Raw genomic sequence first — 24,361 nt, 5'->3', positions numbered from 1 at the left:
GCGGATCCGCGGCCGGCGCTCCCGTCTGCGCGTACGGAGCAGTGCGGCGGCTACAGCCAGCCGTTGCGGCGGAACCACCGGTAGAGGCCGAGCGAGATGGCGAGCATGACCGCCACCACGCCCGGATAGCCGTACGTCCAGTCCAGCTCGGGCATGTTGTGGAAGTTCATGCCATAGATGCCGGCGATCGCGGTCCACACCGCGCCGATCGCGGCCCACGCGGCGATCTTGCGCATGTCGTCGTTCTGGTCGACGGTGACCTGGGCCAGCCGCGCCTGCAGGATCGAGTTGAGCAGGTCGTCGTACGAGGTGACCTGCTCGACGGTCCGGCTCAGGTGGTCCAGCACGTCCCGGAAGTAGCTCCGGACCTCCTGCGGCACCTCCCGGTTGACCTGCGAGGTCAGGGTGAGCAGCGGGCGCTGCAGCGGCGTCACCGCCCGCTTGAACTCGACCAGCTCCCGCTTCATCTGGTAGATCCGCGGGATCCGCCCGCTGCCCTGCCGGTCGAAGACGTCGGCCTCCAGCACGTCGAGGTCGTCCTCCAGCCGGTCGGCGACCTCCAGGTAGAGGTCCACCACCCGGTCGGTGATCGCGTACGCGACCGCCCACGGGCCGTGCCCCAGCAGCTCCCGCTTCGCCTCCAGGTCGGCCCGGACCGGCGAGAGCCGGCAGGCGTCCCCGTGCCGGACGCTGATCAGGAAGTTCGGCCCGATGAAGAGCATCACCTGACCGGTCTCCACCACCTCGGACGTCTCGGTCAGCTCGGTGTGCTCGCAGTAGCGGGCGGTACGCAGCACCAGGAAGGCCACGTCGCCGAAGCGCTCCAGCTTGGGGCGCTGCTCGGCCTTGACCGCGTCTTCCACGGCCAGCTCGTGCAGGCCGAACGTGTCGGCGATCTCGGTCATCTCGTCCAGCTCCGGCTCGTGCAGACCGAGCCAGACGAAGGCATTGCGCTGTTTGCCGGCCGCCGTCAGCGCGTCGGCGTAGTGCCACTCGCCGGGCTGGCGCTCACCGTCGACGTAGAGGCCGCAGTCGACGACCCCGCTCCGGCCGGCCCGGGTCGGCTCCGGCGTACGCGGGGAGCCGTCGGCGTTGAGAATGCGGGACATGGCGCGTACCGGTGCCGCCCAGGCCCGTGGCCTGAGCACCCGGCTGCCGTTCTGCCCGGCGATGCGATCGCGTGCCACCCGGTCGGTCATCTCTCGCCCCCTCCCCACGATGCTGCGGCTTGCAGGTTACGCCGATCGGGGCGAACCGCAGCGCGGGTGAGCGCCAGAGAAGCGGCCCGGCTGAGACGGGCGCCACACGCGAGTCGCCCTGCGGCACCGGGGCACCCCGCCCGGCAACCGATAGGTGGCGCCGGGCGGGCCGGCCGCGTCAGGGGGGTGAGGGGCGACACGGCCCACCCGGCACCCATTGGGGGCGGGAGTTTTGCTGTGCGCGCCGGGGACCCGGTGGGGGCGGCAGAGGCCCCGGGTCGGCGGACCCGTCACCGAAGGAAGGCGAACGGCGCTCGCAGCATTGTGAGCCGCCGGCCGGCCCAGCGGGAGTGCTGGACCGGCCGACATCGCCAAATTGTCGGAAACCCGACAGAAAATCAGCCGCGAACGGCGGCCATCGCCTCGGCAAGCCGCCGGACGCCCTCGTCGATCCGGTCCGCGGTCACCGCCGAGAAGGCCAGCCGAAGCGAGTGCCGGCCACCGTCCAGCAGGAAGTCGCTGCCCTTGACCACCGCGACGCCGCGCTCCGCGGCGGCCGGAGCGAGCCGGTCCACCTCGACGTCCTCCGGCAGCTCCACCCAGAGGAAGTAGCCGCCGTCCGGCTCGACGAACCGGGCCTCTGGGATGTGCCGGCGCAGCGACTCGGCGAGCACCCCGGCCCGCTCGCCGAGGGCCGAGCGCACGGTGTTGATGGACCGCTCGATGTCTCCGGAGACGCAGAACTGGTGCACGATCGCCTCGGAGACCATGCCGGGCGAGATGTAGAGGCTGGTCGCCTTCTTCGCGATCGCGGCGATCAGCTCGGCCGGGCCGACCAGGTAGCCGACCCGCACCCCGGGGCAGACCGTCTTGGTGAAGCTGGAGGCGTGCACCACCACGCCCCGGGTGTCCATCGACAACATCGAGGGCAACGGCTCGCCCCGGAACCGGATGTCCGCGTACGGGTCGTCCTCGAAGATCGTGAAGCCGTACTCGGCGGCCAGGTCGAGCAGGTCCCGGCGCTTCTCCAGGGAGAGGGTCACGCCCGCCGGGTTCTGGTAGTTCGGGATGACGTGGGCCAGCCGCGGCCGGACCCCCGACTCGAGCAGCTTGCGCAGCTCGGCGGTGTCCAGCCCGTCCGGCTGGATCGTCACCCCGTGGATGTCACCGCCCATCTGCTGGAGATTGAGCAGGGTCCGGTCGTACGTGGGGCGCTCGACCACCACCGCGTCGCCACGGCGGACCAGGTGGTCGAAGAGGAAGGCGTCGGCCTGGAGGGATCCGTTGGTGATCAGCACCTGGTCGGCCTCGACGCCGTGCTTCTCCGCGATCCACCTACGCAGGGGCGGGTAACCGACGGAGGTGCCGTACGCCGTGATCCCGGCGGGATCGGCGTCGAAGGCGCGGACGGCGGCGGCCTTGAGCCCCTCGACATCAACAATGTCCAGCGAGGGAGCGCCACGGGCAAAGGAGATCAGCTGCTCGGCGGTCATGCGCACGAGCCTAGGGCCTGGTACAGGCGGTCCGACCGCCATACACGCGAAGTTCAACATGCGGTCGATCTGTCCGCACGACGGTGGCCCGGCCGGTGACGGCCGGGTCATCGCGTCGCCCGGCCGGTGACGGCCGGGTCATCGCCTCGCCCGGCCGGTGACGGCCGGATCATCGCCTCGCCCGGTCGGGTCAGACCGGGGCGGTGGCGTGCTCCCGCGCCCAGACCCGCATCAGGTCACGTACCGAGATCACCCCGGCCACCTCCCGGCCGTCGAGCACCACCAGGTGCCGGAAGCCGCCACGGGCCATGGCCACCGCCGCCTCCTGCACCGTCCAGTCCGGACCGGCGTAGACGACGTCCCAGGTCAGATGTGATCCGGTGCGTTCGGCATCGGGATCGAGCCCGGCACCGATCGCGTTGAGCACGTCGCGTTCCGTCATTATCCCGACCCCCTCGGAGTCCGGGTCGATCACCACCGCCGACCCGACCCGGCGGGCCGACATCATCCGGGCCGCCTGGCGGAGCGTGTGCTCCGGGCCGACCACGAGCACCTCTTTGGACATCGCTTCCCGAACCTGCATCACGCATCACCCCTGTGGGACGGTGGCCTCGGTTACGGACATGGTGGACCATCGATGCGTACCGGGACAAGGCCGGGCATCGCCAGGAGCGGTCCCAACTCGCTACTGTCGTGGGGTGCCCACCGAGCCCCTCCGCTGCGCCGGCGCGCTGATCGTGGACGACGACGGCCGTCTCTTCTTCCAGCGCCGGTCTCCCGAGCGCCGCCTCTTCCCGAACTGCTGGGACATCGTCGGCGGCCACCTCGAACCGGGCGAAGGGGTGGAGGACGCGCTGCGCCGTGAGGTCACCGAGGAGACCGGCTGGACCGTCTCGCACGTGCTCGGGCAGGTCGGCGAATACCGGTACACCGGCGACGACGGGCTGGCCCGGGTGGAGACCGACTTCCTGGTCCGGGTGGACGGCGACCTCACCCGGCCCCGGCTCGAGGCGGGCAAGCACACCGAGTTCCGCTGGCTCGGCACGGAGGACGTGGCGCTGCTGGACGAACACCGCGACGTCAACGACGGGCTGATCCGGCGGATCGCCGAGGAGGCCTTCGCCGCCCTGCGTTCGATCGGGCTGTGAGCGGCCCGACCGCTCCGTAAGGTTGGCGGCGGCCGGACGGCCACTCGGCGCTATCCTCCACCCGATGGACTCCAGTCGAACGAAGGATGATGCCGGCATGATCGGGATGGTGCTCGCCGCCGGTGCGGGACGGCGGCTGCGCCCGTACACCGACACCCTGCCCAAGGCCCTGGTGCCGGTGGACGGGGAGACGACCATCCTCGACATCGCGCTGCGCAACCTCGCCGAGGTGGGGCTGACCGAGATCGTGATCGTGGTCGGCTACGCCGCGGACACGGTCCGGCAGCGCCAGGCGGCGCTGGAGCAGAAGTACGGCGTCACGATCATCCTGGTGCACAACGACAGGGCCGAGGAGTGGAACAACGCGTACTCGCTCTGGCTGGCCCGGGAGCACTTCTCCCGGGGCGTGCTGCTGGTCAACGGCGACACCGTGCACCCGGTGAGCGTGGAGAAGACCCTGCTGGCCGAGCGCGGTCCGGGCATCCTGCTGGCCGTCGACACCCTCAAGCCACTGGCCGAGGAGGAGATGAAGACCACCTTCGACGCGGCCGGCCAGCTCACCCGGATCACCAAGCTGATGGACCCGGGCGAGGCGTACGGGGAGTACATCGGCGCCACGCTGATCGAGCCGCAGGTGGCCGACGCGCTGGCCGACGCGCTGGAGACGACCTGGCGGCGTGACCCGAACCTCTACTACGAGGACGGCTACCAGGAGTTCGCCGACCGGGGCGGCGAGGTACGGGCGGCACCGATCGGCGACGTCTCCTGGGTCGAGGTCGACAACCACGCCGACCTGGCCCGGGCGCGGGAGATCGCATGCCGCTACTAGCCCGTAGCGTGCTGACCCCGCTGCATATCGACGTGCGGCGGGGCGCGGTGGCGGACCTCGGAACGATCCTCGCGGACGGACGGATCTCCACCGGCGGTGACGTCGCGGTGGTGGTCGGGCCGGGCCAGGGGGAGAAGGTCGTTGACCTGGTCCGCCCGTCGCTGCGGTCGGCTGATGTGTTCACCGTCTGCGGGGGCACGCTGGACGCCGCCGACGACCTCGGCGCCAAGCTCCGGGCCCGGTCGTACGACGCGGTGGTCGGCATCGGCGGCGGCAAGACCATCGACGTGGCGAAGTATGCGGCGACCCGCCGAGGCCTGCCGATGGTCTCGGTGGCGACGAGCCTCGCCAACGACGGCATCGCCTCCCCGGTGGCCAGCCTGATCACCGACGGGATCAAGGGCTCCTACGGGGTGCACATCCCGATCGCGGTGATCGTGGACGTGGACTTCGTGGAGGCCGGCCCGGAGCGGCGCAATCGCGCCGGAATCGGCGACGTGGTGAGCAACATCAGCGCGCTGGCCGACTGGGAACTGGCCCGCGAGGTACGCGGTGAGCCCTTCGACGGGCTGGCCGCCTCGCTCTCCCGGGCGGGTGCGGAAGCGGTGCTCAACCACCCGGGCGACATGGGTGACGACGCTTTCGTCACGGTGCTGGCCGAGGCGCTGATCTCCAGCGGCCTGGCAATGGCGATCGAGGGCACCAGCCGCCCGAGCAGCGGCGGTTGCCACGAGATCATGCACGCCATCGACGCGCTCTACCCGGGCACCGCCTCGCACGGCGAGCTGGCCGGACTCGGGGCGCTCTTCTGCACCTTCCTCCGCGGCGACCAGCGGCGTTTCACCGAGATGTCGGCGTGCCTGGCGCGGCACGGTCTGCCCCGCCTCCCCGCCGACGTGGGGCTGACCGACGAGCAGTTCGTCGAGGCGGTGCAGTTCGCGCCGGCCACCCGGCCGGACCGCTACACGATCCTCGAACACCTCGCGATGTCGCCTACCGAGACGCGGGAGCGGCTGGCAGACTACGCCGATGCCCTCCACGACCATGTTGGCTGAGCCGTCCCGCCCCACCGTCACCGACTTCCACCGGATCAACCGGGGCGGCGGCCTGTTCAGCGAGTCGATCAGCCAGTGGATCGGCGCGGCCTTCGCGCTGGTCGCCCAGCGGCTCGGGCTGCGCCCCACCGCGCTGACCATCACCAACCTGGTGCTCGGCCTGGCCGCCTCGGTCACCGTGGTCGCGCTCGCCGGCCCGGTGGCCGCCGGGGACGTCCCGGCCTGGGCGGTCGGGCTGGTCGCGCTGGTCGGCTGGCAGGTCGCGTACGCGCTGGACTGCGCGGACGGGCAACTCGCCCGGGTGACCGGGCAGAGCAGCGCGGCGGGCGCCCGGGTCGACGTGCTCTGCGACGTGGCCGCCCAGATCGCCCTGGTCACCGCCCTCGGGGCGACCGCCGTGGCGCAGCGCCCGTCGACGCCGACCTGGCTGGTCGCGGTCTTCGCCGGCACCTGGATGGTCAACCTGGTCACCTCGGTGATGCAGGCCGGCCCGAACGCGGCCAGCATGGTCACCTCGTCCTCGCTGCCCGTACGCCTGGTGAAGCTGGTCCGCGACTACGGCGCGGTGATCTTCCTGGCCGGCCTGGTGCTGACCCTCGCCCCGGCGTTGACCGTCTGGGTGATCGTCGCCTTCACGATCGTCAACGGCGGCTTCCTGCTCGCCAGCATCGCCTTCTCCGCCCGCGCCTCCCTCCGCTGACCCCGGGCCGGGAGCGTGGGAGTGCGAGGTCGCCGGCGGGATCAGCGGTGGGCGTTGGCGGCGACGTCGGTGTAGATGTCGATGAGGCGCTTGGTGACCACGTCCGGGTGGAAGGTGCGCTTGTAGCGGGCCCGGGCGGCCGGGGCGAACCGCGCCGCACCGGCCCGGGCCACTGGCAGGGCGGCCGCCAGTGCGGCCGGCTCCGGGGCGACGACCCAGCCTGCCTCGCCCAGCTCGATACCGGCCGGCATCGCCGGACCCGCGGACCCGGCGGGTGCCGAGGCCATCTCGGCCGGGCCGGTGCCGGCGGGCTCGCGGGGAGTGTCCGCGCCGACCAGGTACGGGATGCCGCCGAGCGCGGTGCCGAGCACCGGCCGGCCGCTGGCCAGCGCCTCGATGATCACGGTCGGCAGCACGTCGTGCCAGGTGGAGGTCGCCAGCACCACGGCGCTGTCCGTCAGTGCGGCGCGTACCCCGGCGCGGTCGAGCGGGCCGAGGAAGGTGAGGTCGGCACGCTCGGCGGCGGCCGCCTCGACCAGCGGGCGCAGCTCCCCGTCACCGGCGATCCGCAGCGGGCCGAGCGCGCCGTCCGGGTGCCGCCGCCACGCGTCCAGCAGCAGGTCCAGCCCCTTCTCGGGGGTGAGCCGGCCGAGGAAGAGGAAGCCGTCGCCGGGCGGTGTCGGCGTACCCGGGTCGGGAATGGCGTTGGGCTTGACCACGATCCGCTCGTCCGGGATGCCGTAGTCGCGCAGGTGGTCGGCGACCGCGGTGGTGAGCGCGATGAACCGGTCCACCGACCGCCAGGTCGGCCGGTGCACGGCGAGCGTGGTCGCCATCAGCGCGCTCTGCGCCCGGGAGCCCCGGTAGCAACGATGCACGATCGCGGGCACGCCCAGCGCCCGGCCCCGGCAGTCCTGGCAGATCACCCCGTCGCGGAAGTAGAGGCCGGACGAGCAGACCTGCCGGTAGTTGTGCACCGTCTGCACCACCGGCACCCCGCGCTTGTGCGCGGTCCGCACCACCCAGGGCGACAGCAGGGGGTACGGGTTGTGCAGGTGCAGCACGTCGGGGCGGTGCTCGACCAGCAGGCGGTCCAGGTCGTGCTGGGCCTTCGGTGCCCAGATCGGTGAGATCGGCAGCAGCGCCTTGGCCGGCTTGGACATCGACGGGATCTCGTCGGAGCTGCGGATGAACGGCAGCACCTCCACCCCGGCCGCGGTGAGCTGGGCGATCTCCGCGTCGACGATCGTGTTCTCGCCGGAGGGCTGAGCTTCCCGGTACCGGTTGTGCGCCACCACGATTCTCACGGGAAGGAAGGCTACCGTTGTGAGGTGCCCGAACTACCGGAGGTGGAAGCGCTCGCCGGCTACCTGCGCGAGCGGGCGGTGGGCCGATGCGTCGAGCGCGTCGAGGTCGCCGCGATCAGCGCCCTGAAGACGTACGACCCGCCGCCGAGCGCGGTGTCGGGCCGTGCGGTGGTTGGTGCCGGCCGGTACGGAAAGTTCCTGGACGTCCGGTTCGACGGCGGGCTGCACCTGGTGGTCCACCTGGCCCGGGCGGGCTGGCTGCACTACCGCGAGGCGTTCCCGTCGACCGCCCCGCTGCGCCCCGGCAAGGGCCCGATCGCCCTGCGGGTACGCCTCGACGACGGCTCCGGCTTCGACCTGACCGAGGCCGGCACGCAGAAGAAGCTGGCCGCGTACCTGGTGACCGACCCGGTGCAGGTGCCCGGGGTGCAGAAGCTCGGCCCGGACGCGCTGGCCGCCGACCTGGCCACCTTCGCCGAGCGGATGCGCAGCCGGCGGGGGCAGGTCAAGGGGGTGCTGACCGACCAGGCGGTGTTGGCCGGGGTCGGCAACGCGTACTCGGACGAGATCCTGCACGCGGCGAAGCTGTCCCCGTTCGCGATCACCGACCGGCTCACCGACGACCAGCTCGCCGCGCTGCACGGGGCGACCCGAGCGGTGCTCGGCGACGCGGTCCGCCGGTCGACGGGGCAGCGGGCGGCCGAGCTGAAGGGTGAGAAGCGCTCCGGGCTCAAGGTGCACGCCCGGACCGGGCTGCCGTGTGCGGTCTGTGGCGACACGGTGCGGGAGGTTTCCTTCGCCGACTCCAGCCTCCAGTACTGCCCCACCTGTCAGACGGGCGGTCGGCCGCTCGCTGACCGACGGCTGTCCCGGCTCGTACGGTGAGTAATCACACCTCGGCGATTACGGAGTGGAATCGACCCGCGATCGCCGAAGCTCCCACTCGCGCCTCTTCCCGGGCCGCAATCCATCGGTATAGTGGCCCGGTCCCCGGCTTCACAACCGATACGGAGCCGGCCAGATCCCCGCGAGGCCAACGGACGGCTTCCTTCCCGGCAGCCCGTCCCGACCGGGCCCGCGTGGGAGACTGGGACGGTGGGCGACTCGTGTTCTCACGGCGAGTGAGGGAATGGGTCATGCGGGAGGACATGGGTTGAGGTGACGACAAGCCTCCAGCGCCCGGTAACCAACACAGGCCGGAGCAAGAGCGTGCGGCACGTCGACAGCTTCGAGATCCAGCCGCCGACTCCGCCGTCACACAACGGCGTACCCCGGTCGGCTTGGGCCCGTGCCCGCCGCCGGGTGTCCCGCTGGCACCGGCCCTACATCGCTTTCCTGCTGCTGATCGACTTCGGCGCGGCGGCCCTGGCCAGCTTCCTCGCCATCCAGATCTTCGAGCAGGCGGCCTCGGGCTTCAAGCACACCCCCGCGTCGTGGTTCCACACGGTCGCGTTCGTGCTGCTGCCGCTCGGCTGGTTGATCATCCTGTGGGGCAACCGGGCGTACGACCGCCGCTATCTCGGCCTCGGGCCGGACGAGTTCAAGCGGGTGATCCGAGCCGGCGTGGCGGTCGCCGCCACCGTCTCCTTCATCGCCTTCGCGACGAAGACCTACTCACTCTCCCGTTGGACGGTCGGCTTCGCCCTGCTCGGGGCGATGGTGCTGATCCTGCTCGGGCGCATGATCGCCCGCGTCCTGCTGCACACCGTCCGGCGTCGGGCCGGTCACGCCGGGCACCGGATGGTGCTGGTCGGCACCCTGCCGGAGTGCCTGGAGGTCTACACCGCGGTCACCCGTAATCCCGGCGCCGGCCTGGTGCCGGTCGCCATCCACCTCACCGACGGGTACGCGGCCGCGCGCGGCATCGAGACGCCGGTGCCGGTCTACGCCGGCCGGGACGTGCTCGCCCTGGTCCGGGAGGTCGGCGGCGACACCATCGCGGTGTGTGGCTCGGCCAGCGCCGAGCCGGGCGAGCTGCGCCGGCTGGCCTGGCAGTTGGAGGGCTCCGGCGTCGACCTGGTGGTCGCGCCCCAGCTCACCGACATCGCCGGTCCCCGGGTGCACATCCGCCCGATCGAGGGCCTGCCGCTGCTGCACGTCGAGGAGCCGACCCTGTCGGGCCCGGCGCTGCTGATCAAGAACCTGATGGACCGGGTGGTCGCCGGGCTGGGCCTGGCGCTGCTGTTCCCGCTCTTCGTCGCGATCGCGGTCGCCATCCGGATCTCCGACACCGGGCCCGTCTTCTTCCGGCAGCCCCGGGTCGGGCACGAGGGGCGGACCTTCCGGGTCTGGAAGTTCCGCACCATGTACGTCGACGCCGAGGAGCGGCTGGCCGGCCTGGTCGACCAGAACGAGACCGACGGCATGCTGTTCAAGATCAAGGAGGACCCGCGGGTCTTCCCGGTGGGCCGCTTCCTGCGCGCCTCCTCGCTGGACGAGCTGCCCCAGCTGATCAACGTGCTCTGGGGTGAGATGTCGCTGGTCGGGCCGCGTCCGCTGCCCGCCGACGACGGAGACTTCCTCGGCGACGTCCGCCGCCGCCTGCTGGTCCGGCCGGGCATCACCGGGCTCTGGCAGGTCTCCGGCCGCTCCGACCTCTCCTGGGACGAGGCGGTCCGGCTCGACCTCTACTACGTCGACAACTGGTCGCTCGCGTACGACCTGAGCATCCTGTGGCGGACCGTCGGGGTGGTGCTGGCCCGAAAGGGCGCGTACTAGCGCTCCGGGTCGCCACCAGCCAGGATCGCATGCGTGGGTGGCAACCTGTCCGCTTTCTTCGGGGTCGTCTCGCTGGTCACCGCGCTCGCCGCGGCGCTCTGGGCGGTGTTGCGGCTGCGCGCTCGGCGGGGTATCGCCACGGCAACCCAGCGCGCCACGTACGAGGTGCTGCACACCGCCGGGCTGGCCGCCGAGCCGCTGCGGGCCGGGCTGGACCCGGTGGGCGCGGCGAAGGTCGTACGCCATCTGCGGGCCCTGGTCGGCGCGGCCGGGCTGGCCCTGACCGACCGGGAGACCCTGCTCGCCCTCGACGGGCGCGGCGCGCACCACGGTGAGCAACTGCTCGCGGCGGCCCGGCGGGCGGCATCCGCCGGGCGGTCGACGGTGCTGCGGGAGTCGGAGCTGCGCTGCGACCTGGTGGACTGCCCGGTCCGGGGCGCGGTGGTGGCACCGCTGAGCGCGGACGGCCGGGTGGTCGGGGCGCTGGTGGCGGTCGCCGACGAGCAGCCGGCGCCGGGGCTGGTCCAGGCGACCCTGGAGACCGCGCACTGGGCCGGCGACCAGCTCGCCCTGGCCGAGCTGAGATCGTCCCGGGAGCGCCTGGCCCGGGCCGAGGTACGCGCCCTGCGCGCCCAGATCAGCCCGCACTTCATCTACAACGCGCTGACCGCGATCGGCTCGTTCGTCCGAACCGACCCGGAGCGGGCCCGGGAGCTGATCCTGGAGTTCGCCGAGTTCACCCGCTACTCGTTCCGGGCGCACGGCGAGTTCACCACGCTCGCCGAGGAGCTGCGCTCGATCGACCGGTACCTGATCATCGAGCGGGCCCGGTTCGGCGAGCGGCTCCAGGTGCGCTTGCAGATCGCCCCGGAGGTGCTGCCGGTGACCCTGCCGTTCCTCTGCCTCCAGCCGCTGGTGGAGAACGCGGTCCGGCACGGGTTGTCCCGCAAGCCGGGCACCGGCATGGTGAGCATCGAGGCCCGGGACGCGGGCGCGGAGTGCCACATCACGGTGGAGGACGACGGAGTGGGGATGGATCCGACGACGCTGGCCGCCGGCATCGCCGAGCTGGCCGGCAGCGACCCGATCGACGACCCGGGCCAGCACGTCGGCCTCTCGAACGTCGACGAGCGGCTCCGGTCGGTCTTCGGGGACAAGTTCGGCCTGGTCGTCGAGACCGGCCTGGGCTCAGGTACGAAGGTGAGCATGCGGGTGCCGAAGTTCCACCCGGGCGTGCGGGCGGGTTCGTGAGCGAGCGCAGCGAACGAGCCGGCAGCGTCAACCCGTCCGGTTTCCTCCGCGTGCTGGCCGTGGACGACGAGCCGCCGGCGCTGGACGAACTGGCGTACCACCTGCGAGCCGATCCTCGGGTGGCCCGGCTGCACACGGCGGGCGACGCGACCGAGGCGCTGCGGGTGCTCCGCGACGGCGACGTGGACGTGGTCTTCCTGGACATCCGGATGCCCGGGCTGGACGGGATGGAGCTGGCCCGGGTGCTGCGGCGGTTCGCCCGGCCGCCGGCGATCGTCTTCGTCACCGCGTACGACGACGGCGCGGCGGACGCCTTCGACCTGGGCGCGACCGACTACGTGCGCAAGCCGGTACGCGCCGAGCGGCTGGCCGAGTCGTTGCGCCGGGTGATCGGCTCCCGGGTGGTGCCCTCGCACCCGGCGGCGCTGGCCCGCGCGGAGGAGGATCCGACCATCCCCATCGAGCTGGCCGGCACGACCCGGATGCTGCCCCGCTCGGCGGTGCGCTGGGTGGAGGCGCAGGGCGACTACGCCCGGCTGCACACCGCGGACGCGTCACACCTGGTCCGGGTCTCGCTGGCCACCCTCGCGGAGCGGTGGGCGGACGCGGGATTCGTGCGGATCCACCGGTCGTACCTGGTGCAGTTGCGGCTGATCGCCGAGCTGCGTCTGGTCAACTCCGGCTATGTGGTGGTGGTCGACGGTACGGAGCTGCCGGTCAGCCGCCGGCACACCCGGGAGCTGAAGGACAAGCTGGTGCGGGCGGCGAAACAGGACTGGAACCGCTGAGCCCCCGGCTCCGTCATCCACAACGAAGCCCCACTCATCCACCGGGTTATCCACAGGAGTGAGGCGTTCTCCACAGGTTGTTCACAAGGCGAGCCACTGATCTCCACGGCTGATCCCTACAGTCGAACGCCATGAGGGAACGCCGGGTACTGGTGGTCGAGGACGAACGGACCATCGCCGAGTCGGTCGCCGCCCGCCTGCGGGCGGAGGGCTTCACCGTGGACATCGCGGGGGACGGTCCGAGCGCCGTCGACCGGTTCCGGGCCGGACAGCACGATCTCGTCGTCCTCGACGTGATGCTGCCCGGCTTCGACGGGCTGGAGGTGTGCCGACGGATCCAGGCCGACCGCCCGGTGCCGGTGCTGATGCTCACCGCCCGGGACGACGAGACGGACCTGCTGGTCGGGCTGGCCGTCGGCGCCGACGACTACCTGACCAAGCCGTTCTCCATGCGCGAGCTGGCAGCCCGGGTACACGTCCTGCTGCGCCGGGTGGAACGCGCGGCGACCACCGCGCCCGCCACCCTGCAGCTGGGCGACATCGAGATCAGCCCGGACGAGCGGCGGGTGGTCAAGGGCGGCGCAGAGGTGCACCTGACCCCCACCGAGTTCGACCTGCTGGTGCACCTGGCCGGCCGGCCGCGTACGGTGCTGCCCCGGGAACGGCTCCTCGCCGACGTCTGGGGCTGGGCCGACGGCTCCGGCACCCGTACGGTCGACAGCCACATCAAGGCGCTCCGCCGCAAGCTCGGCGCGGACCTGATCCGGACGGTGCACGGCGTCGGGTACGCGCTGGAGGTGCCGGCGTGACCGCCCGGTTGGTGCACTGGCTGAACCGGGTGCTGCCCCGCCCGCTGGACCCGGTCCGCTCGATCAAGATGAAACTCGGCGTCCTGCTGGTCGCCTCCTGGGCGGTCGCCGTCGGCTACTTCTGGTGGGGCATCGGCTGGCTGCCGCCGGGCACCTCGATCACCGCGATCGCCATCGCCCTGCTGACCGCGCAGGTGCTGGCGCACGGCATGACCTCGCCGTTGAGGGAGATGACCGCCGCCGCCGGGGCGATGGCCCGGGGCGACTACACCCGGCGGGTCCGGGCCACCTCCCGGGACGAGGTGGGCGAGCTGGCTCACGCGTTCAACAAGATGGCCGGCGACCTCGCCGCCGCCGACCAGCGCCGCCGCGAGCTGATCGCGAACGTCTCGCACGAGTTGCGTACGCCGATCAGCGCCCTTCAAGGCGTGCTGGAGAACCTGGTCGACGGGGTGGCCGCTCCGGAGCCGGCGGCGCTGCGGGCCGCGCTCGCCCAGACCGAGCGGCTCGGGCACCTCGTCGCCGACCTGCTCGACCTGTCCCGGCTGGACGCGGGGGTGGTGCCGCTACGCCGGGCCCGGATCGACGTCGCGGACTTCCTCGACGAGGCGGTGGACCACGCCGCCGCCACCGCCGCCGGCACCGGTCGGGACGTCCACTTCCGGCTCCGGCCGTTGGCCGCCCCGCTGACCGTGCACGCCGACCCGTTGCGGCTGCACCAGGTCTTCGCCAACCTGCTCGACAACGCCGCCCGGCACAGCCCGTCGGGTGGGACCGTCCTCGTCGCCGCCGAGGAGCGGACCGGCCAGTTGCACGTCGAGGTCAGCGACGAGGGCGAGGGCATCCCGCCGGCCGAGCGGTCCCGCGTGTTCGAACGGTTCACCCGCGGCGAGCGGACTGCCGGCGGCGGCACCGGGCTGGGCCTGGCCATCGCCCGCTGGGTGGTCGAACTACACGGCGGCACCATCCGCGTCGCCGACCCGCCCGCCGCCGCGCCAGGCATCCGCCCCGGCTGCCGGATCGAGGTCACCCTTCCGCGTACCGAACCCGTCCGAGAAGAGGCCGCATGACCACCGCACCTCCCCCGCGACCGCCCGTCGATCCCCGGCTGGCGCTGGCCCGCCCGGCCGGCCCGTACCCGCCGCTCGCCGCGCAGCCTGCGGCGGCCCGCCCGGCGCCGCAGCCGTCCGCGTGGGAGCGGCGCTGGCCGGGAGCCACCGGAGCGGCCCGGCCGGTGGTGCTCGGCGCGGTGGCGGTGGCCGCCGGGGTGACCGCCTCGGTGGTGCCGCTGGACCGGCCCGGGCTGGGCTGGCTGGTCGCTGCCGTCGCCGGGGCCGCCGCCCTCGGCACGGCCGCCGTCATCCGGCCCCGACCAGCGCAGCCCGCACCGGCTCCGGCCATGTCGCCGCAGGCAGGCGTACCCGAGGAGAGCAGCACCACCGCGGGGGCCGGCGCGGCCGCCCGTCCCGGCGCCACGGGGGCGTCGGGCCGGGCGGCCCGGCTGGCCTGGGCGGCCGCGACCGTCGCCCTGGTCGGGGTCGGCACGGTACGTGCCGCCGGCTGGCTCTTCGTGCTCTGCCTGCTCGCCGCGATCGGCACCGCCTCGCTCGCCGTGGCGGGCGGCCGTACGCCACTGGGCCTGCTGGTGGCCGGGGTGCTGCCGCCGATCGCCGCCGTGCGGGCGCTGCCCTGGGCGGCCCGGGGGCTGCCCCGGCCCCGGCCGGGCGGGCCGAGCGTGGGGCGGACTCTCGCCAGCCTCGGGGTCACCGCCGTGCTGCTGCTCCTGTTCGGGCTGCTCTTCTCCTCGGCCGACGCGGTCTTCGCCGGCCTGGTGGCCGACGCGCTGCCCGACATCTCCACCGGGGACGAGTTCGGCTGGGTCTTCCGCCTGCTGCTGGTCGGTGCGGTGCTGTTCGGTGGGGCGTACCTGCTCGCGGCGCCGCCCGACCTGGAGCTGCGGGTAGGGCCGGCCCGAGTGGTCCGCCGGCTGGAGTGGGTGCTGCCGCTGGCCCTGCTCGACGCGCTCTTCGCCGCGTTCGTGCTGGTGCAGCTGACCGTGCTCTTCGGCGGCTCGAACCACGTGCTGGGTACGGCCGGACTGACCTACGCCGAGTACGCCCGCGGGGGCTTCTGGCAGCTGCTCGCGGTCTCCACGCTCACCCTGCTGGTGATCGCCGGGGCGATGCGCTGGGCGCCCCGGCGCACCCGCGCGGACCGGGCGCTCATCCGGCTGCTGATCGGCGGGCTGACCGTGCTGAGCCTGGTGGTCGTGGCGTCGGCGCTCTACCGGATGCGGGTCTACACCGACGCGTACGGGGCGACCCGACTGCGCCTGGTGGTGGCGACCGTCGAGCTCTGGCTGGGGCTGCTCTTCGTGCTGGTCGGGGTGGCCACGATCCGGCTGCGGGGCGCCTGGCTGCCCCGGCTGGTGCTGGGCGCGGGGGTGGTCGCCCTGCTCGGTCTCGCCGTGGTCAATCCGGACCGGCTGATCGTCGATCGGAACGTCGACCGCTGGCAGCGGGTCGACCGGCTGGACGTGGCATACCTGTCCCAACTGTCGGCGGACGCCGTACCGGCGCTGGACCGGCTGCCGGAGCCGATGCGCTCCTGCGCACTGCGGGAGATCGCCGCGCGCCTCACCGAGGACGGCTGGCGGGCGGCGAACGTGGGACGGGCGCAGGCCCGCGCGGTGCTCGGTCCGGATCCGGCCGAGGCGGACGCCACCGGGTGCCCGTATCCACACCCTTGACATTTGCGGTGATCGGGCGAGACTGCCGGGGATGACCGGAGCGGGGGAGCAGGGGGTTCCGGGGCGGCCGACCGAGGCGGCTCCGGTGCCGACCCCGCGCGCGGCGGAGCCGCCTCGGCGTACCCGGATCGTGCTGGCCCAGGTGTCCCGCTCGGGCAGCCGCGCGGACCGCACCCGGTCCGAGCTGGCCCAGCAGACCCGGGTCGGCGACGCGCTGGTCCGAGGGCTGGTCCGGGCCCAGCTCGCGCTGGCGCTGCGGCTGAGCCTGCTGGTGCTGATCGGGCTGGGCGGCCTGCCCTGGCTCTTCGCGATCGCCCCGTCGGTCGGGCGGGTCACCGTGTTCGGGGTCAACCTGCCCTGGCTGCTGCTCGGGGTGGCCGCCTTCCCGTTCCTGATCGGGGTCGGCTGGGCGTACGTGCGGCTGGCGGAACGGAACGAGCAGGACTTCACCGACCTGGTCCAGCGGCCGGAGCGCTGAGGTGGGCAACCCGTACGTCGTTCCGGCGATCGTGGCGGTCACCCTGGTCACCGTCGGGATCGGCTTCTACGGGCTACGCCTGGCCCGAACCACCTCCGACTTCCTGGTCGCCTCCCGGGCGGTCAGCCCCACCTGGAACGCCGCCGCGATCGGCGGGGAGTACCTGTCGGCGGCGAGCTTCCTGGGCGTGGCCGGGCTGATCCTCAAGTACGGCGTGGACGTGCTCTGGTACCCGGTCGGCTTCGCCGCCGGCTACCTGGCGCTGCTGCTCTTCGTGGCCGCCCCGCTGCGCCGCTCCGGGGCCTTCACCCTGCCGGACTTCTGCGAGGTACGCCTCGGATCGCGGCGGCTGCGAAAACTGGCCACCGTCTTCGTGATCTTCATCGGGTGGCTCTACCTGGTGCCGCAGCTGCAGGGGGCGGGACTGACCCTGTCGACGGTGGCCGGCTCGCCGTACCCGGTGGGGGCGCTGCTGGTGGCCGTGGTGGTGACCGCGAACGTGGCGCTGGGCGGGATGCGGGCCATCACCTTCGTCCAGGCGTTCCAGTACTGGTTGAAGCTGACCGCGCTGGCCGTACCCGCGATCTTCCTGGCGTTGCAGTGGCAGGCCGACGCCCGCCCGGCGGTGACCCCGCCCGACGGGCCGGCGTTCCGGGCCGCGACCACCGTCGTGGTCGAGTACCGCGCGACCCTCACCTTTCCCGACGGCGACATCCGGCAGGTACGCCCCGGCGACCGCCTCGACTTCGCGGCGGGCGATCCGGTGCCTGAGGTCTCCGGCACGGCCATCGACGCGACGGACTGGCTGCTGCCGGCCACGGCCGGAGAGGACGACCGGGGGCTGTTCGGCACGTACTCGCTGATCCTGGCCACCTTCCTCGGCACCATGGGCCTGCCGCACGTGCTGGTGCGCTTCTACACCAACCCGGACGGCGCCGCCGCCCGCCGCACCACGCTGGTGGTGCTCGCCCTGGTCGGCCTCTTCTACCTGCTGCCCACCATCTACGGTGTGCTGGGCCGGATCTACACCCCACAACTGCTGGTCACCGGCCATACCGACGCCGTGGTGGTGTTGCTGCCCGAGGCGGCCCTCGGCGGTGGCCCGGCCGCACGGCTGCTCGCCGCGCTGGTCGCCGCCGGGGCGTTCGCCGCGTTCCTCTCCACCTCGTCCGGGCTGCTCACCAGCGTGGCCGGAGTGATCTCCACGGACGTGCTGGGCCGCGGCTCGGTACGCGGCTTCCAACTGGCCACGGTGATCGCCGGCGGGGTGCCGGCGGCGCTCGCGCTCAACGTGTCCGGGCTGGACGTCTCGGAGGTGGTCGGGCTGGCCTTCGCGGTGGCCGCGTCGAGCTTCTGCCCGCTGCTGGTGCTGGGCATCTGGTGGCGTGGGCTGACCGACCTGGGCGCCGCCGCCGGGGTGCTGGTCGGCGGCGGTGCCGCGGTCGGCGCGGTGCTGCTCACGGTGCTGGGCCCGCCGCTGACCGGCTGGCCGGCCACGCTGACCACCCAGCCGGCCGCGTGGACCGTGCCGCTGGCGTTCACGGTGATGGTGGCGGTGTCGATCGCCACCCGGCGCCGCCTGCCTCGCGACGTCGGGGTGACCATGCTCCGCCTGCACGCCCCGGAGGCGCTGCGGCTGTGAGCGGCGGCGCGCTCCTCACTCGGCGTGACGAGGGGTGTCAAATATCCGATTTATCAGTGGACATCAATCGGCGGCACGGAAAGGCTCGCGGCTCATCCATCGCCACTCGGGGGAGGCGTCTTCATGCGCAGCCGCGCACGGTCCAGCCGTACATTCCTGACCGCCGCCGTTAGCGCCGTCCTGTTGGCCGGCCAGCTCGCCGTACCAGATCCGGTCCGGGCCGCACCCGTTCCGGGCGCGCCGAGTCCCGGCACGACAACCGCGAGACCCGATCCGACAACACCGGACGGGGCGACGCCGTCCACGACCGCACAGCCGTCGCGTACGGCGATCATGCCGCGGCTCGCCGAGGTACCGCCCGTCGACCCGGCACCCGGCTCGGTGCGGGTCGACCGGGGACCGTCCGCCGCGCTGACGCCGATCGCCCCGCTACCCGCGGTCGATCCGGCCGCCGGCACGGTCGCCATCGACCGGGCCTCGGTCGTGCCGGACCCGCCGGTCAGGCCCGCGCCGCTCACCCTGCCGCTGCATCCCGCCCAGGAACTGGTCGACGCCACTGCGGCGGACGCCATAACCACGCTCGACCGGGCCGGCCGGCTCCACCCGGACCGCACCCCGAACCTGGACGCCCGCCAACTCCAGCCCCAGGTCTCCTCGGCCCAGTTCGTCGATCCGGCGCAGCCGGTCACCCTGGAAGCGCTGATCGCGGCCCTCGCCAGCGGAAACATCCCGCCGCCACTGCCGGTCGACCCGCTGGCGCTGCTCGAGCAGTTGCCCGACGGCATTCCGCGCATCACGTACCGGATCTGCTCGGAATCGGCCACCAAGACGGTCTCCTGCTCACTCACCGTGCCGCTCGCCGTACCCGCGATCGTGGACGTGACCGGTGACGGCACCCCGGACGTGCTGGCCGACCTGCTACCGGTGGCGCTGCCCGGCGACGTGGTCGCCGCGGTACGCCAACTCCTCGAGGTGCAGTCCGCACTCACCGCGGCCCAGAACCGCCTCGCCGTCGTCCTCGAGCTGCTCAAGGACCCGCTCGAGATCATCCTCCATCCCGAACTGCTGCTCGAACGGCTGCGGCTGGAGGACCTGATCGCGGATCTCCAGGCGCAGCTGGGGGACAAGCTGGAGGCCCTGCTCGACCTGATCAACATCGGCGTCGCCCTGCTGGCGCTCCGGCTGCCCACCAGCGAACTGGCCGGCCAGCCGCTGCCGGCGCACGTCTGGGCCGTCTACGACATCCCCGGCCACCAGCGGATCTCGGTCGGCTTCGACGGGCTGCGGCGCGGCACCACCCTGCCGACCGGCACGCTGGGGCTGTTCACGTTCAACCCGGTGGCCCTGCTGCGGGGCAGGTACGACATCCAGGCCCGGCTGCTCCAGGGCGGTGCCGGCGACGCGCTCGCGGTGACCGCCGGGCTGGCCTCGGTGACCGACGACAGCGCGGGTGACCCGTACCAGCCGACGGTGGCGAGTGCCCGGTTCTCCCCCGTACCGTCGATCTTCTCGGCACGGGCCAAGATCGATCCAGGCAGCGACACCACCGACCAGCACGTGTTCGTGGACTCGACCAGCGACAAGGCCACCCACCTGGATGTCCAGGTGCTCAGCAACCGCGACGGCGTCGACGAGTTCACCCAACTCGTCGTCGACGACCTGCCCACCAGCGTGTCCGTCGCGCTGACCCGGCCGCCGGGCGGGAAGGCCACCCTCGACTACCAGGCGTCGGCCAGCATCGACCGGGTGCTCTTCGCCGACTTCGGCTACCAGCCCGCGGGCCTGGTCAACGCGGTCCAGGCCACCGCCACGGCGATTCCCACCTCGTTCCAGGCGACATTGGCGAACACCAAGGCCGGGGTCGATCTCGACTACACCGCGACCAGTCAGCTCGCCGCCCTGGACGTCGCGGTGTACGACAAGCCCGGCGGGCTGGTCGGTCGCGGCTCACTGCGCCGGCTGCCCACCGGAGTGACCCTGAAGGCCGACACCGACGCCAGCCACGTGACGTTCAACGGCACCCAGCCGCTCGGCTCCGGCACCGTGGCCATCTCGCGCAACCTCGGCGCGTTCGCGCCGTACGACGGCGACCACGCGACGCTGGTCACCGCCGGCCCCGCGCTGGGCGTCTCCGCCCGGGTGACCGGAATGCGGCAGGTCGACGCCTACTACGACGGGCATCCCCGGCTGACCACCACGTTCGATCCGGGCGGGCAGCCCTTCGTCGCCGCAGGTGACCTGGATGGGCTGCACAAGGCCCGGTTGGAGCTGTCCAACCTGCCGGCCACCGCGTCGCTGGACGTGGACACCGCCGCACGTACGGTCGCGTACCAGACCAGCTCGGTGATCCACCGGGTGTTCGCCGCGTACACCAACACGGCCGCCGGGCCGACCCTGTTCGCCACCGTCACCGAGTTGCCCGACCGGATCAACCTCTCCTACGACCTCGGGGACCGGCCCCGACTGCGCTACGAATCGACCAGCCGGATCCAGAAGGTGGAGGTGTTCGCCAGCCCGGCACACGTGGAGACGTTGCGCCCGCAGCAGGACCACTACCTGTCGGCGGCGGCGGCCGGGTTGGCCACCACCATGGACTTCCTCCTGGACCTGCCGGCCCGACACCTCGACGGCACCCAGTCCGATCCGCTGGCCAGCCTGGCGGCGGTGGTCCGGCTGCCGTCCGGTGGCCGGGACTGGACCGCGATGGCCGACCTGACCGGCGTGCCGGCACGGTTCGACGCCGACTTCGCCGAGGGCACCTACCGGTTCCGGGGCCTGTCCGGGCCGCTCGTCGGGGCTCGGCTCGCGGTCACCAACCACGCCGGCCAGGTCGCCCCGACCGGGCTGCACCTGGGCGTGCACTACCGGCAGGTCACTGGTGACCTGGACGGCAGCGTGTCGGTACGCAACCTGTCCTGGGTGGAGTACGCGCGCGACGGCGGCGGACAGACCTTCCGGCTGGACACCGACACCGGAGGTGACCCGGTGTTCGTGGACGCGGACGTGCTGCTCGCCGCGAACGGCGTGGACGACACCCAGCTCGCCGCCGTGGCCCGGGTTGACGGATTGCCGAACACCATCCGGTCCACCTTCGCTGACGGCCAGCTCAGCTACACCGCGACCGGCCACCTCGGTCTGACCATCGGGGTACGGGTGGGCAAGGTGGCCGCGCTGGCGGGGCTGGGCGCGCCGCTGTTCGACAACGGGGTGGCCCTGGTCGGCAACGGCTGCGACACCGGCAACGGCTGTGCCAAGGACGAGAGCGCCTTCTGCACGGTGTTCGCCCGCTGCCTCGGGCTCGTCGGCATGGTCCGGCTACCCGGGCTGCCGAGCAAGCTGGCCGTGGACACCCGGGCGCGGACGGTGGTGTTCACCGGCTACCGGCCGCCTACCGCGCCGTTGCAGGCGTACCTGCGTCTGGCTGGGCTGGTCGACACTCTGCCTGACGTGCGGGCCCTGGCCACCCTCTCCGGGTTGCCGGCCGAGCTGGACATGACGGTCGGCCCGGTCGAGGTCGCCGGCGGCTCTATCGACTTCCGGTACACCGCTTCGGCGCCGCTGGGCAGCCTTCGCTTCGACGCCGACGTGACCACCACCAACCAGACCTTCCCGGTGGTGCGCGGCCGGGCCACGATCGGCCGGCTGCCGGCCACGATGCACATCAACGGCACGGTCGGTGACCGGAGCACGGTGGCGATCCGCAACTCCGCGGCGGTGGACTCGGTTGGGCTCACCGTGACCAACGCCAGCACGGGCTACCTGACCGCGTCGGTAACCGGGGTGCCGGCCACCGTGGACGCGCTGGTCGACCTGCCGGCCCGGCACGCCGAGACCACCATGTCGGCGCCGATCTCGGCGATCTCGTTCCTGGCCCATGTGCCGTACGGGGGCCGGACCTGGTCGGCGTTCGCGGATGTCCGCGGCGTACCGGCCCGGTTCGACGCGGACTGGGGCAACGGCACGTACGCCTTCCGGGCCGCCGAGGGCAGTTCGCTGGGCAGTGCGGCGTTCGCGGTGACCAACCATGCCGCCGCTCTGGCGCCGAGCGGGTCGCACCTGGCCACCCACTACAACGAGGTCAACGGCAACATCGACGGCAGCGCGTCGATCACCGGGCTGCGGGACGCCGAGTTCGGGCACTCCGCCTCGTCGCTCACGGCCAGCTACCACGCCGAGCGGCAGACCATCGCGCTGGACGGCGACGTACGGCTGGCCGCGGGCGGTGCGCAGGACGTCCGGCTGGGGGCACTCGGCCGGCTCGGGCCGATTCCGGGCACCATCACCTTCAGCTCGAACGGCGGGGTGATCAACTACACCGCCGACACGACCCTGGACGTGGAGACGCAGTTCTGGCTGGGCAAGGTGGCCGCGCTGGACGGCCTGGGGGCACCGCGCTACGCCAACGGCGCCTCAGTGGTGGACCGGGGCTGCGCCGTCGGACCGGGCTGCGCCAACCAGGGCCCGTTCTGCGTGGACGGGAAGTGCTTCGGGTTGACCGGGATCATCAACGTCTCGGGGCTGCCCAGCCAGGTGACCGTCGACCCGACCACCCGGACCTACTCGTTCGCCGGCTACCAGCCCCGGTCGAACAAGTTGACCCTGTACGTCGACGACTCGGTCTTCGTACCGTCGCCGCCGAACCGGATCAGGGCTGAGGCGACCCTGACCGACCTGCCGTCCGGGATCAACTTCACCCTCGGCCCGATCGCCCTCACCGACACGCTCAGCATCAAGTACGACTCGGACGTGGCCTCGGCCGGCGTCCTGGACGTGCACGCCCAGGCCGACCAGGTGCCAATGTTCAAGTCAACCCGGGCGCTGGCCCACCTGGACCCGATCCCCGGTGGCCTGGAGGTGACCGGCAGGGTCGGCTCGCCCACCTCGGTGCGAGTCAAGAACTCGACGGTCATCGACGACCTGTCCATCAAGGCCACCGGCACGTTCGACGGTGACCCGGCTACCGGCCAGGTGCGGCTGCGCGACGTGCCCACCGACATGACGTTCAGCGCCTGGGGGTTCGGCAGCGCCGAGGGTGACAACCTGCCCACGGTCGACTACACGGCGAACGACGGGCGGAACACCCTCGACATCGACGTGGAGGTCGAGGCGAATCTGGTGAAGGAGACCGACAAGTTCAAGGTCGGACCCGACGATCTGGAACTGCACATCACCAACATGGGCCACCGGACCACCGTCGATTTCGAGCCGGAGACCCAGGTCGCCACCATCACCTCCGTACCGAAGACCGACGAGCTGCGGATGGTCGGCAACCTGCACCTGCGGGTACCGAGGCAGGAGGTGAACCCGCCGGACTTGTTCAACTGCTTCGGCCTGGTCCGCGGGGTGTTGAGCGGACATGCCGAGGTGCGGGAGAGCTGGATCAGCGACATCACCTTCACCCTCACCGACGTCCGCGCGGCGAAGCTGGAGCCCGGCAACGTCCGTAGCGACCTGCCGTTCGACCTGCCTAAAAAGTTGGGGTACCTGTTCCTGGCCTTCAATGGCGCGTTCGGTCAGGCGACCATGACGATGGACGGTGTCCACCTCGATATGGACATCGACCTGCTACTCCGCATCGATAAGATCATCGGGCCGGACTTTTTCAAGCAGGACCTCAAGCTGGTCGGGTTGTACGACGGCGTTTACTTCCATCGCTACGATCTGCACCAGCCGAGCATCGTGAACATCGAGGTCAAAACCTGGGGCATCCCACTGGGCGAGATCGTGCTGGCAATCTGGCCCGGCCTGGCGGAAAAGTCCCGTAATGGGGTGACTGTGCCCGGCGGCCGGCCGAGCGTGGTGACCATGCTCGACCCGGGAGACGACGTGGACGACTACATCTTCGACCTGTTGGCGTACGCCGCCTGGCCGTTCGATGGCGAGCACGCGGCCAAGCAGGAGAACACCGGCGACGGCGGGGCATGCTGACCGGCATGCCGACCGCGGGCCGTCGGCGAGTCACCGGGCTGCTGGCCCTGGTGCTCGCCGGCGGCCTCACCGGTCCGCTCAGTGGCTGTTTCGGCGGCTGCGTCCACACCAAACTTCAGGTGTCGCCGGTCGAGGTCGACGACATGACCGCCCCGCTCACGGTAAGCGCGCGGCTGACCCGGGACGGCAAACCCGTCACCGGGGTCACCGTGAAGCTGGCGGTGATGGTGTTGGGCCCGAGCAACGCACACGGCGAGGCGCTGTTCT

General features: G+C 72.3%; 19 protein-coding genes. 15 read left to right on the top strand and 4 right to left on the bottom strand.

Going from position 1 to position 24,361, the window contains the following annotated elements:
- Positions 1-50 precede the first annotated feature (50 nt).
- From corA to ACNAW0_RS23200, 3 genes are all read right to left on the bottom strand, one after another.
- A complete protein-coding gene (gene corA, locus ACNAW0_RS23210; protein ID WP_416290077.1) occupies positions 51-1,199 on the bottom strand; it encodes a magnesium/cobalt transporter CorA in 1,149 nt (382 codons plus the stop codon).
- A gap of 398 nt (positions 1,200-1,597) precedes the next feature.
- Positions 1,598-2,692, bottom strand: a complete 1,095-nt coding sequence (locus ACNAW0_RS23205; protein ID WP_416290076.1) for a PLP-dependent aminotransferase family protein — start codon at positions 2,690-2,692, stop codon at positions 1,598-1,600.
- A gap of 190 nt (positions 2,693-2,882) precedes the next feature.
- On the bottom strand, positions 2,883-3,275 hold the full coding sequence (locus ACNAW0_RS23200) for a cyclic nucleotide-binding/CBS domain-containing protein (protein WP_416290075.1): 393 nt from the start codon (positions 3,273-3,275) through the stop codon (positions 2,883-2,885).
- 115 nt (positions 3,276-3,390) lie between these two features.
- On the opposite strand from ACNAW0_RS23200, the gene ACNAW0_RS23195 reads away from it, so the two are divergent.
- The 4 genes from ACNAW0_RS23195 (at position 3,391) to ACNAW0_RS23180 (ending at position 6,424) form a co-directional block, all read left to right on the top strand.
- Positions 3,391-3,840 (top strand): NUDIX hydrolase, encoded by a 450-nt coding sequence (locus ACNAW0_RS23195; RefSeq protein WP_416290074.1) that lies wholly within the window; start codon positions 3,391-3,393, stop codon positions 3,838-3,840.
- A 97-nt stretch (positions 3,841-3,937) separates the two neighbouring features.
- Positions 3,938-4,669 carry a sugar phosphate nucleotidyltransferase gene (locus ACNAW0_RS23190; protein ID WP_416290094.1) on the top strand — a complete coding sequence of 244 codons (732 nt, stop codon included), beginning with the start codon at positions 3,938-3,940 and terminating at the stop codon, positions 4,667-4,669.
- Entirely contained in the window at positions 4,657-5,724 is a 1,068-nt protein-coding gene (locus ACNAW0_RS23185) for an iron-containing alcohol dehydrogenase family protein (protein ID WP_416290073.1), read from the top strand. The genes ACNAW0_RS23190 and ACNAW0_RS23185 overlap by 13 nt, the downstream gene beginning before the upstream one ends.
- Positions 5,699-6,424 carry a CDP-alcohol phosphatidyltransferase family protein gene (locus tag ACNAW0_RS23180; protein WP_416290072.1) on the top strand — a complete coding sequence of 242 codons (726 nt, stop codon included), beginning with the start codon at positions 5,699-5,701 and terminating at the stop codon, positions 6,422-6,424. Before ACNAW0_RS23185 ends, ACNAW0_RS23180 begins: the two co-directional genes overlap by 26 nt.
- Before the next feature lie 41 nt (positions 6,425-6,465).
- Here ACNAW0_RS23180 and ACNAW0_RS23175 read toward each other — a convergent pair whose 3' ends face one another.
- Positions 6,466-7,731, bottom strand: a complete 1,266-nt coding sequence (locus tag ACNAW0_RS23175; protein WP_416290071.1) for a glycosyltransferase family 4 protein — start codon at positions 7,729-7,731, stop codon at positions 6,466-6,468.
- A gap of 24 nt (positions 7,732-7,755) precedes the next feature.
- Here ACNAW0_RS23175 and ACNAW0_RS23170 point away from each other — a divergent pair, with 24 nt between their 5' ends.
- From ACNAW0_RS23170 to ACNAW0_RS23120, 11 genes are all read left to right on the top strand, one after another.
- Positions 7,756-8,616, top strand: a complete 861-nt coding sequence (locus ACNAW0_RS23170) for an Fpg/Nei family DNA glycosylase (protein WP_416290070.1) — start codon at positions 7,756-7,758, stop codon at positions 8,614-8,616.
- Positions 8,617-8,940: 324 nt separating this feature from the next.
- Positions 8,941-10,449, top strand: coding sequence for a sugar transferase (locus tag ACNAW0_RS23165; RefSeq protein ID WP_416290069.1), 1,509 nt, complete (start codon positions 8,941-8,943; stop codon positions 10,447-10,449).
- Positions 10,450-10,482: 33 nt separating this feature from the next.
- Positions 10,483-11,700: a sensor histidine kinase gene (locus ACNAW0_RS23160; RefSeq protein ID WP_416290068.1), complete on the top strand. Its 1,218-nt coding sequence runs from the start codon at positions 10,483-10,485 to the stop codon at positions 11,698-11,700.
- Positions 11,697-12,488: a LytR/AlgR family response regulator transcription factor gene (locus ACNAW0_RS23155; protein ID WP_416290066.1), complete on the top strand. Its 792-nt coding sequence runs from the start codon at positions 11,697-11,699 to the stop codon at positions 12,486-12,488. The genes ACNAW0_RS23160 and ACNAW0_RS23155 overlap by 4 nt, the downstream gene beginning before the upstream one ends.
- A 131-nt stretch (positions 12,489-12,619) precedes the next feature.
- Positions 12,620-13,297 carry a response regulator transcription factor gene (locus ACNAW0_RS23150; protein ID WP_416290065.1) on the top strand — a complete coding sequence of 226 codons (678 nt, stop codon included), beginning with the start codon at positions 12,620-12,622 and terminating at the stop codon, positions 13,295-13,297.
- Positions 13,294-14,367 carry an ATP-binding protein gene (locus tag ACNAW0_RS23145; RefSeq protein WP_416290064.1) on the top strand — a complete coding sequence of 358 codons (1,074 nt, stop codon included), beginning with the start codon at positions 13,294-13,296 and terminating at the stop codon, positions 14,365-14,367. Before ACNAW0_RS23150 ends, ACNAW0_RS23145 begins: the two co-directional genes overlap by 4 nt.
- On the top strand, positions 14,364-16,046 hold the full coding sequence (locus ACNAW0_RS23140; RefSeq protein ID WP_416290063.1) for a DUF4153 domain-containing protein: 1,683 nt from the start codon (positions 14,364-14,366) through the stop codon (positions 16,044-16,046). Before ACNAW0_RS23145 ends, ACNAW0_RS23140 begins: the two co-directional genes overlap by 4 nt.
- Before the next feature lie 31 nt (positions 16,047-16,077).
- Complete coding sequence (locus ACNAW0_RS23135; protein ID WP_416290062.1) at positions 16,078-16,524, top strand: hypothetical protein; 447 nt, start codon at positions 16,078-16,080, stop codon at positions 16,522-16,524.
- A 1-nt stretch (position 16,525) separates the two neighbouring features.
- Entirely contained in the window at positions 16,526-18,166 is a 1,641-nt protein-coding gene (locus ACNAW0_RS23130) for a cation acetate symporter (RefSeq protein ID WP_416290061.1), read from the top strand.
- A 123-nt stretch (positions 18,167-18,289) separates the two neighbouring features.
- Positions 18,290-24,094, top strand: coding sequence for a hypothetical protein (locus ACNAW0_RS23125; RefSeq protein WP_416290059.1), 5,805 nt, complete (start codon positions 18,290-18,292; stop codon positions 24,092-24,094).
- A gap of 5 nt (positions 24,095-24,099) precedes the next feature.
- On the top strand, positions 24,100-24,361 hold a 262-nt coding region (locus ACNAW0_RS23120; protein WP_416290058.1), incomplete at its 3' end, for a hypothetical protein.

The organism is Micromonospora sp. SL1-18, from assembly GCF_047921505.1.
Classification (GTDB): domain Bacteria; phylum Actinomycetota; class Actinomycetes; order Mycobacteriales; family Micromonosporaceae; genus Micromonospora.
This window is presented reverse-complemented; position numbering and strand designations above follow the sequence as displayed.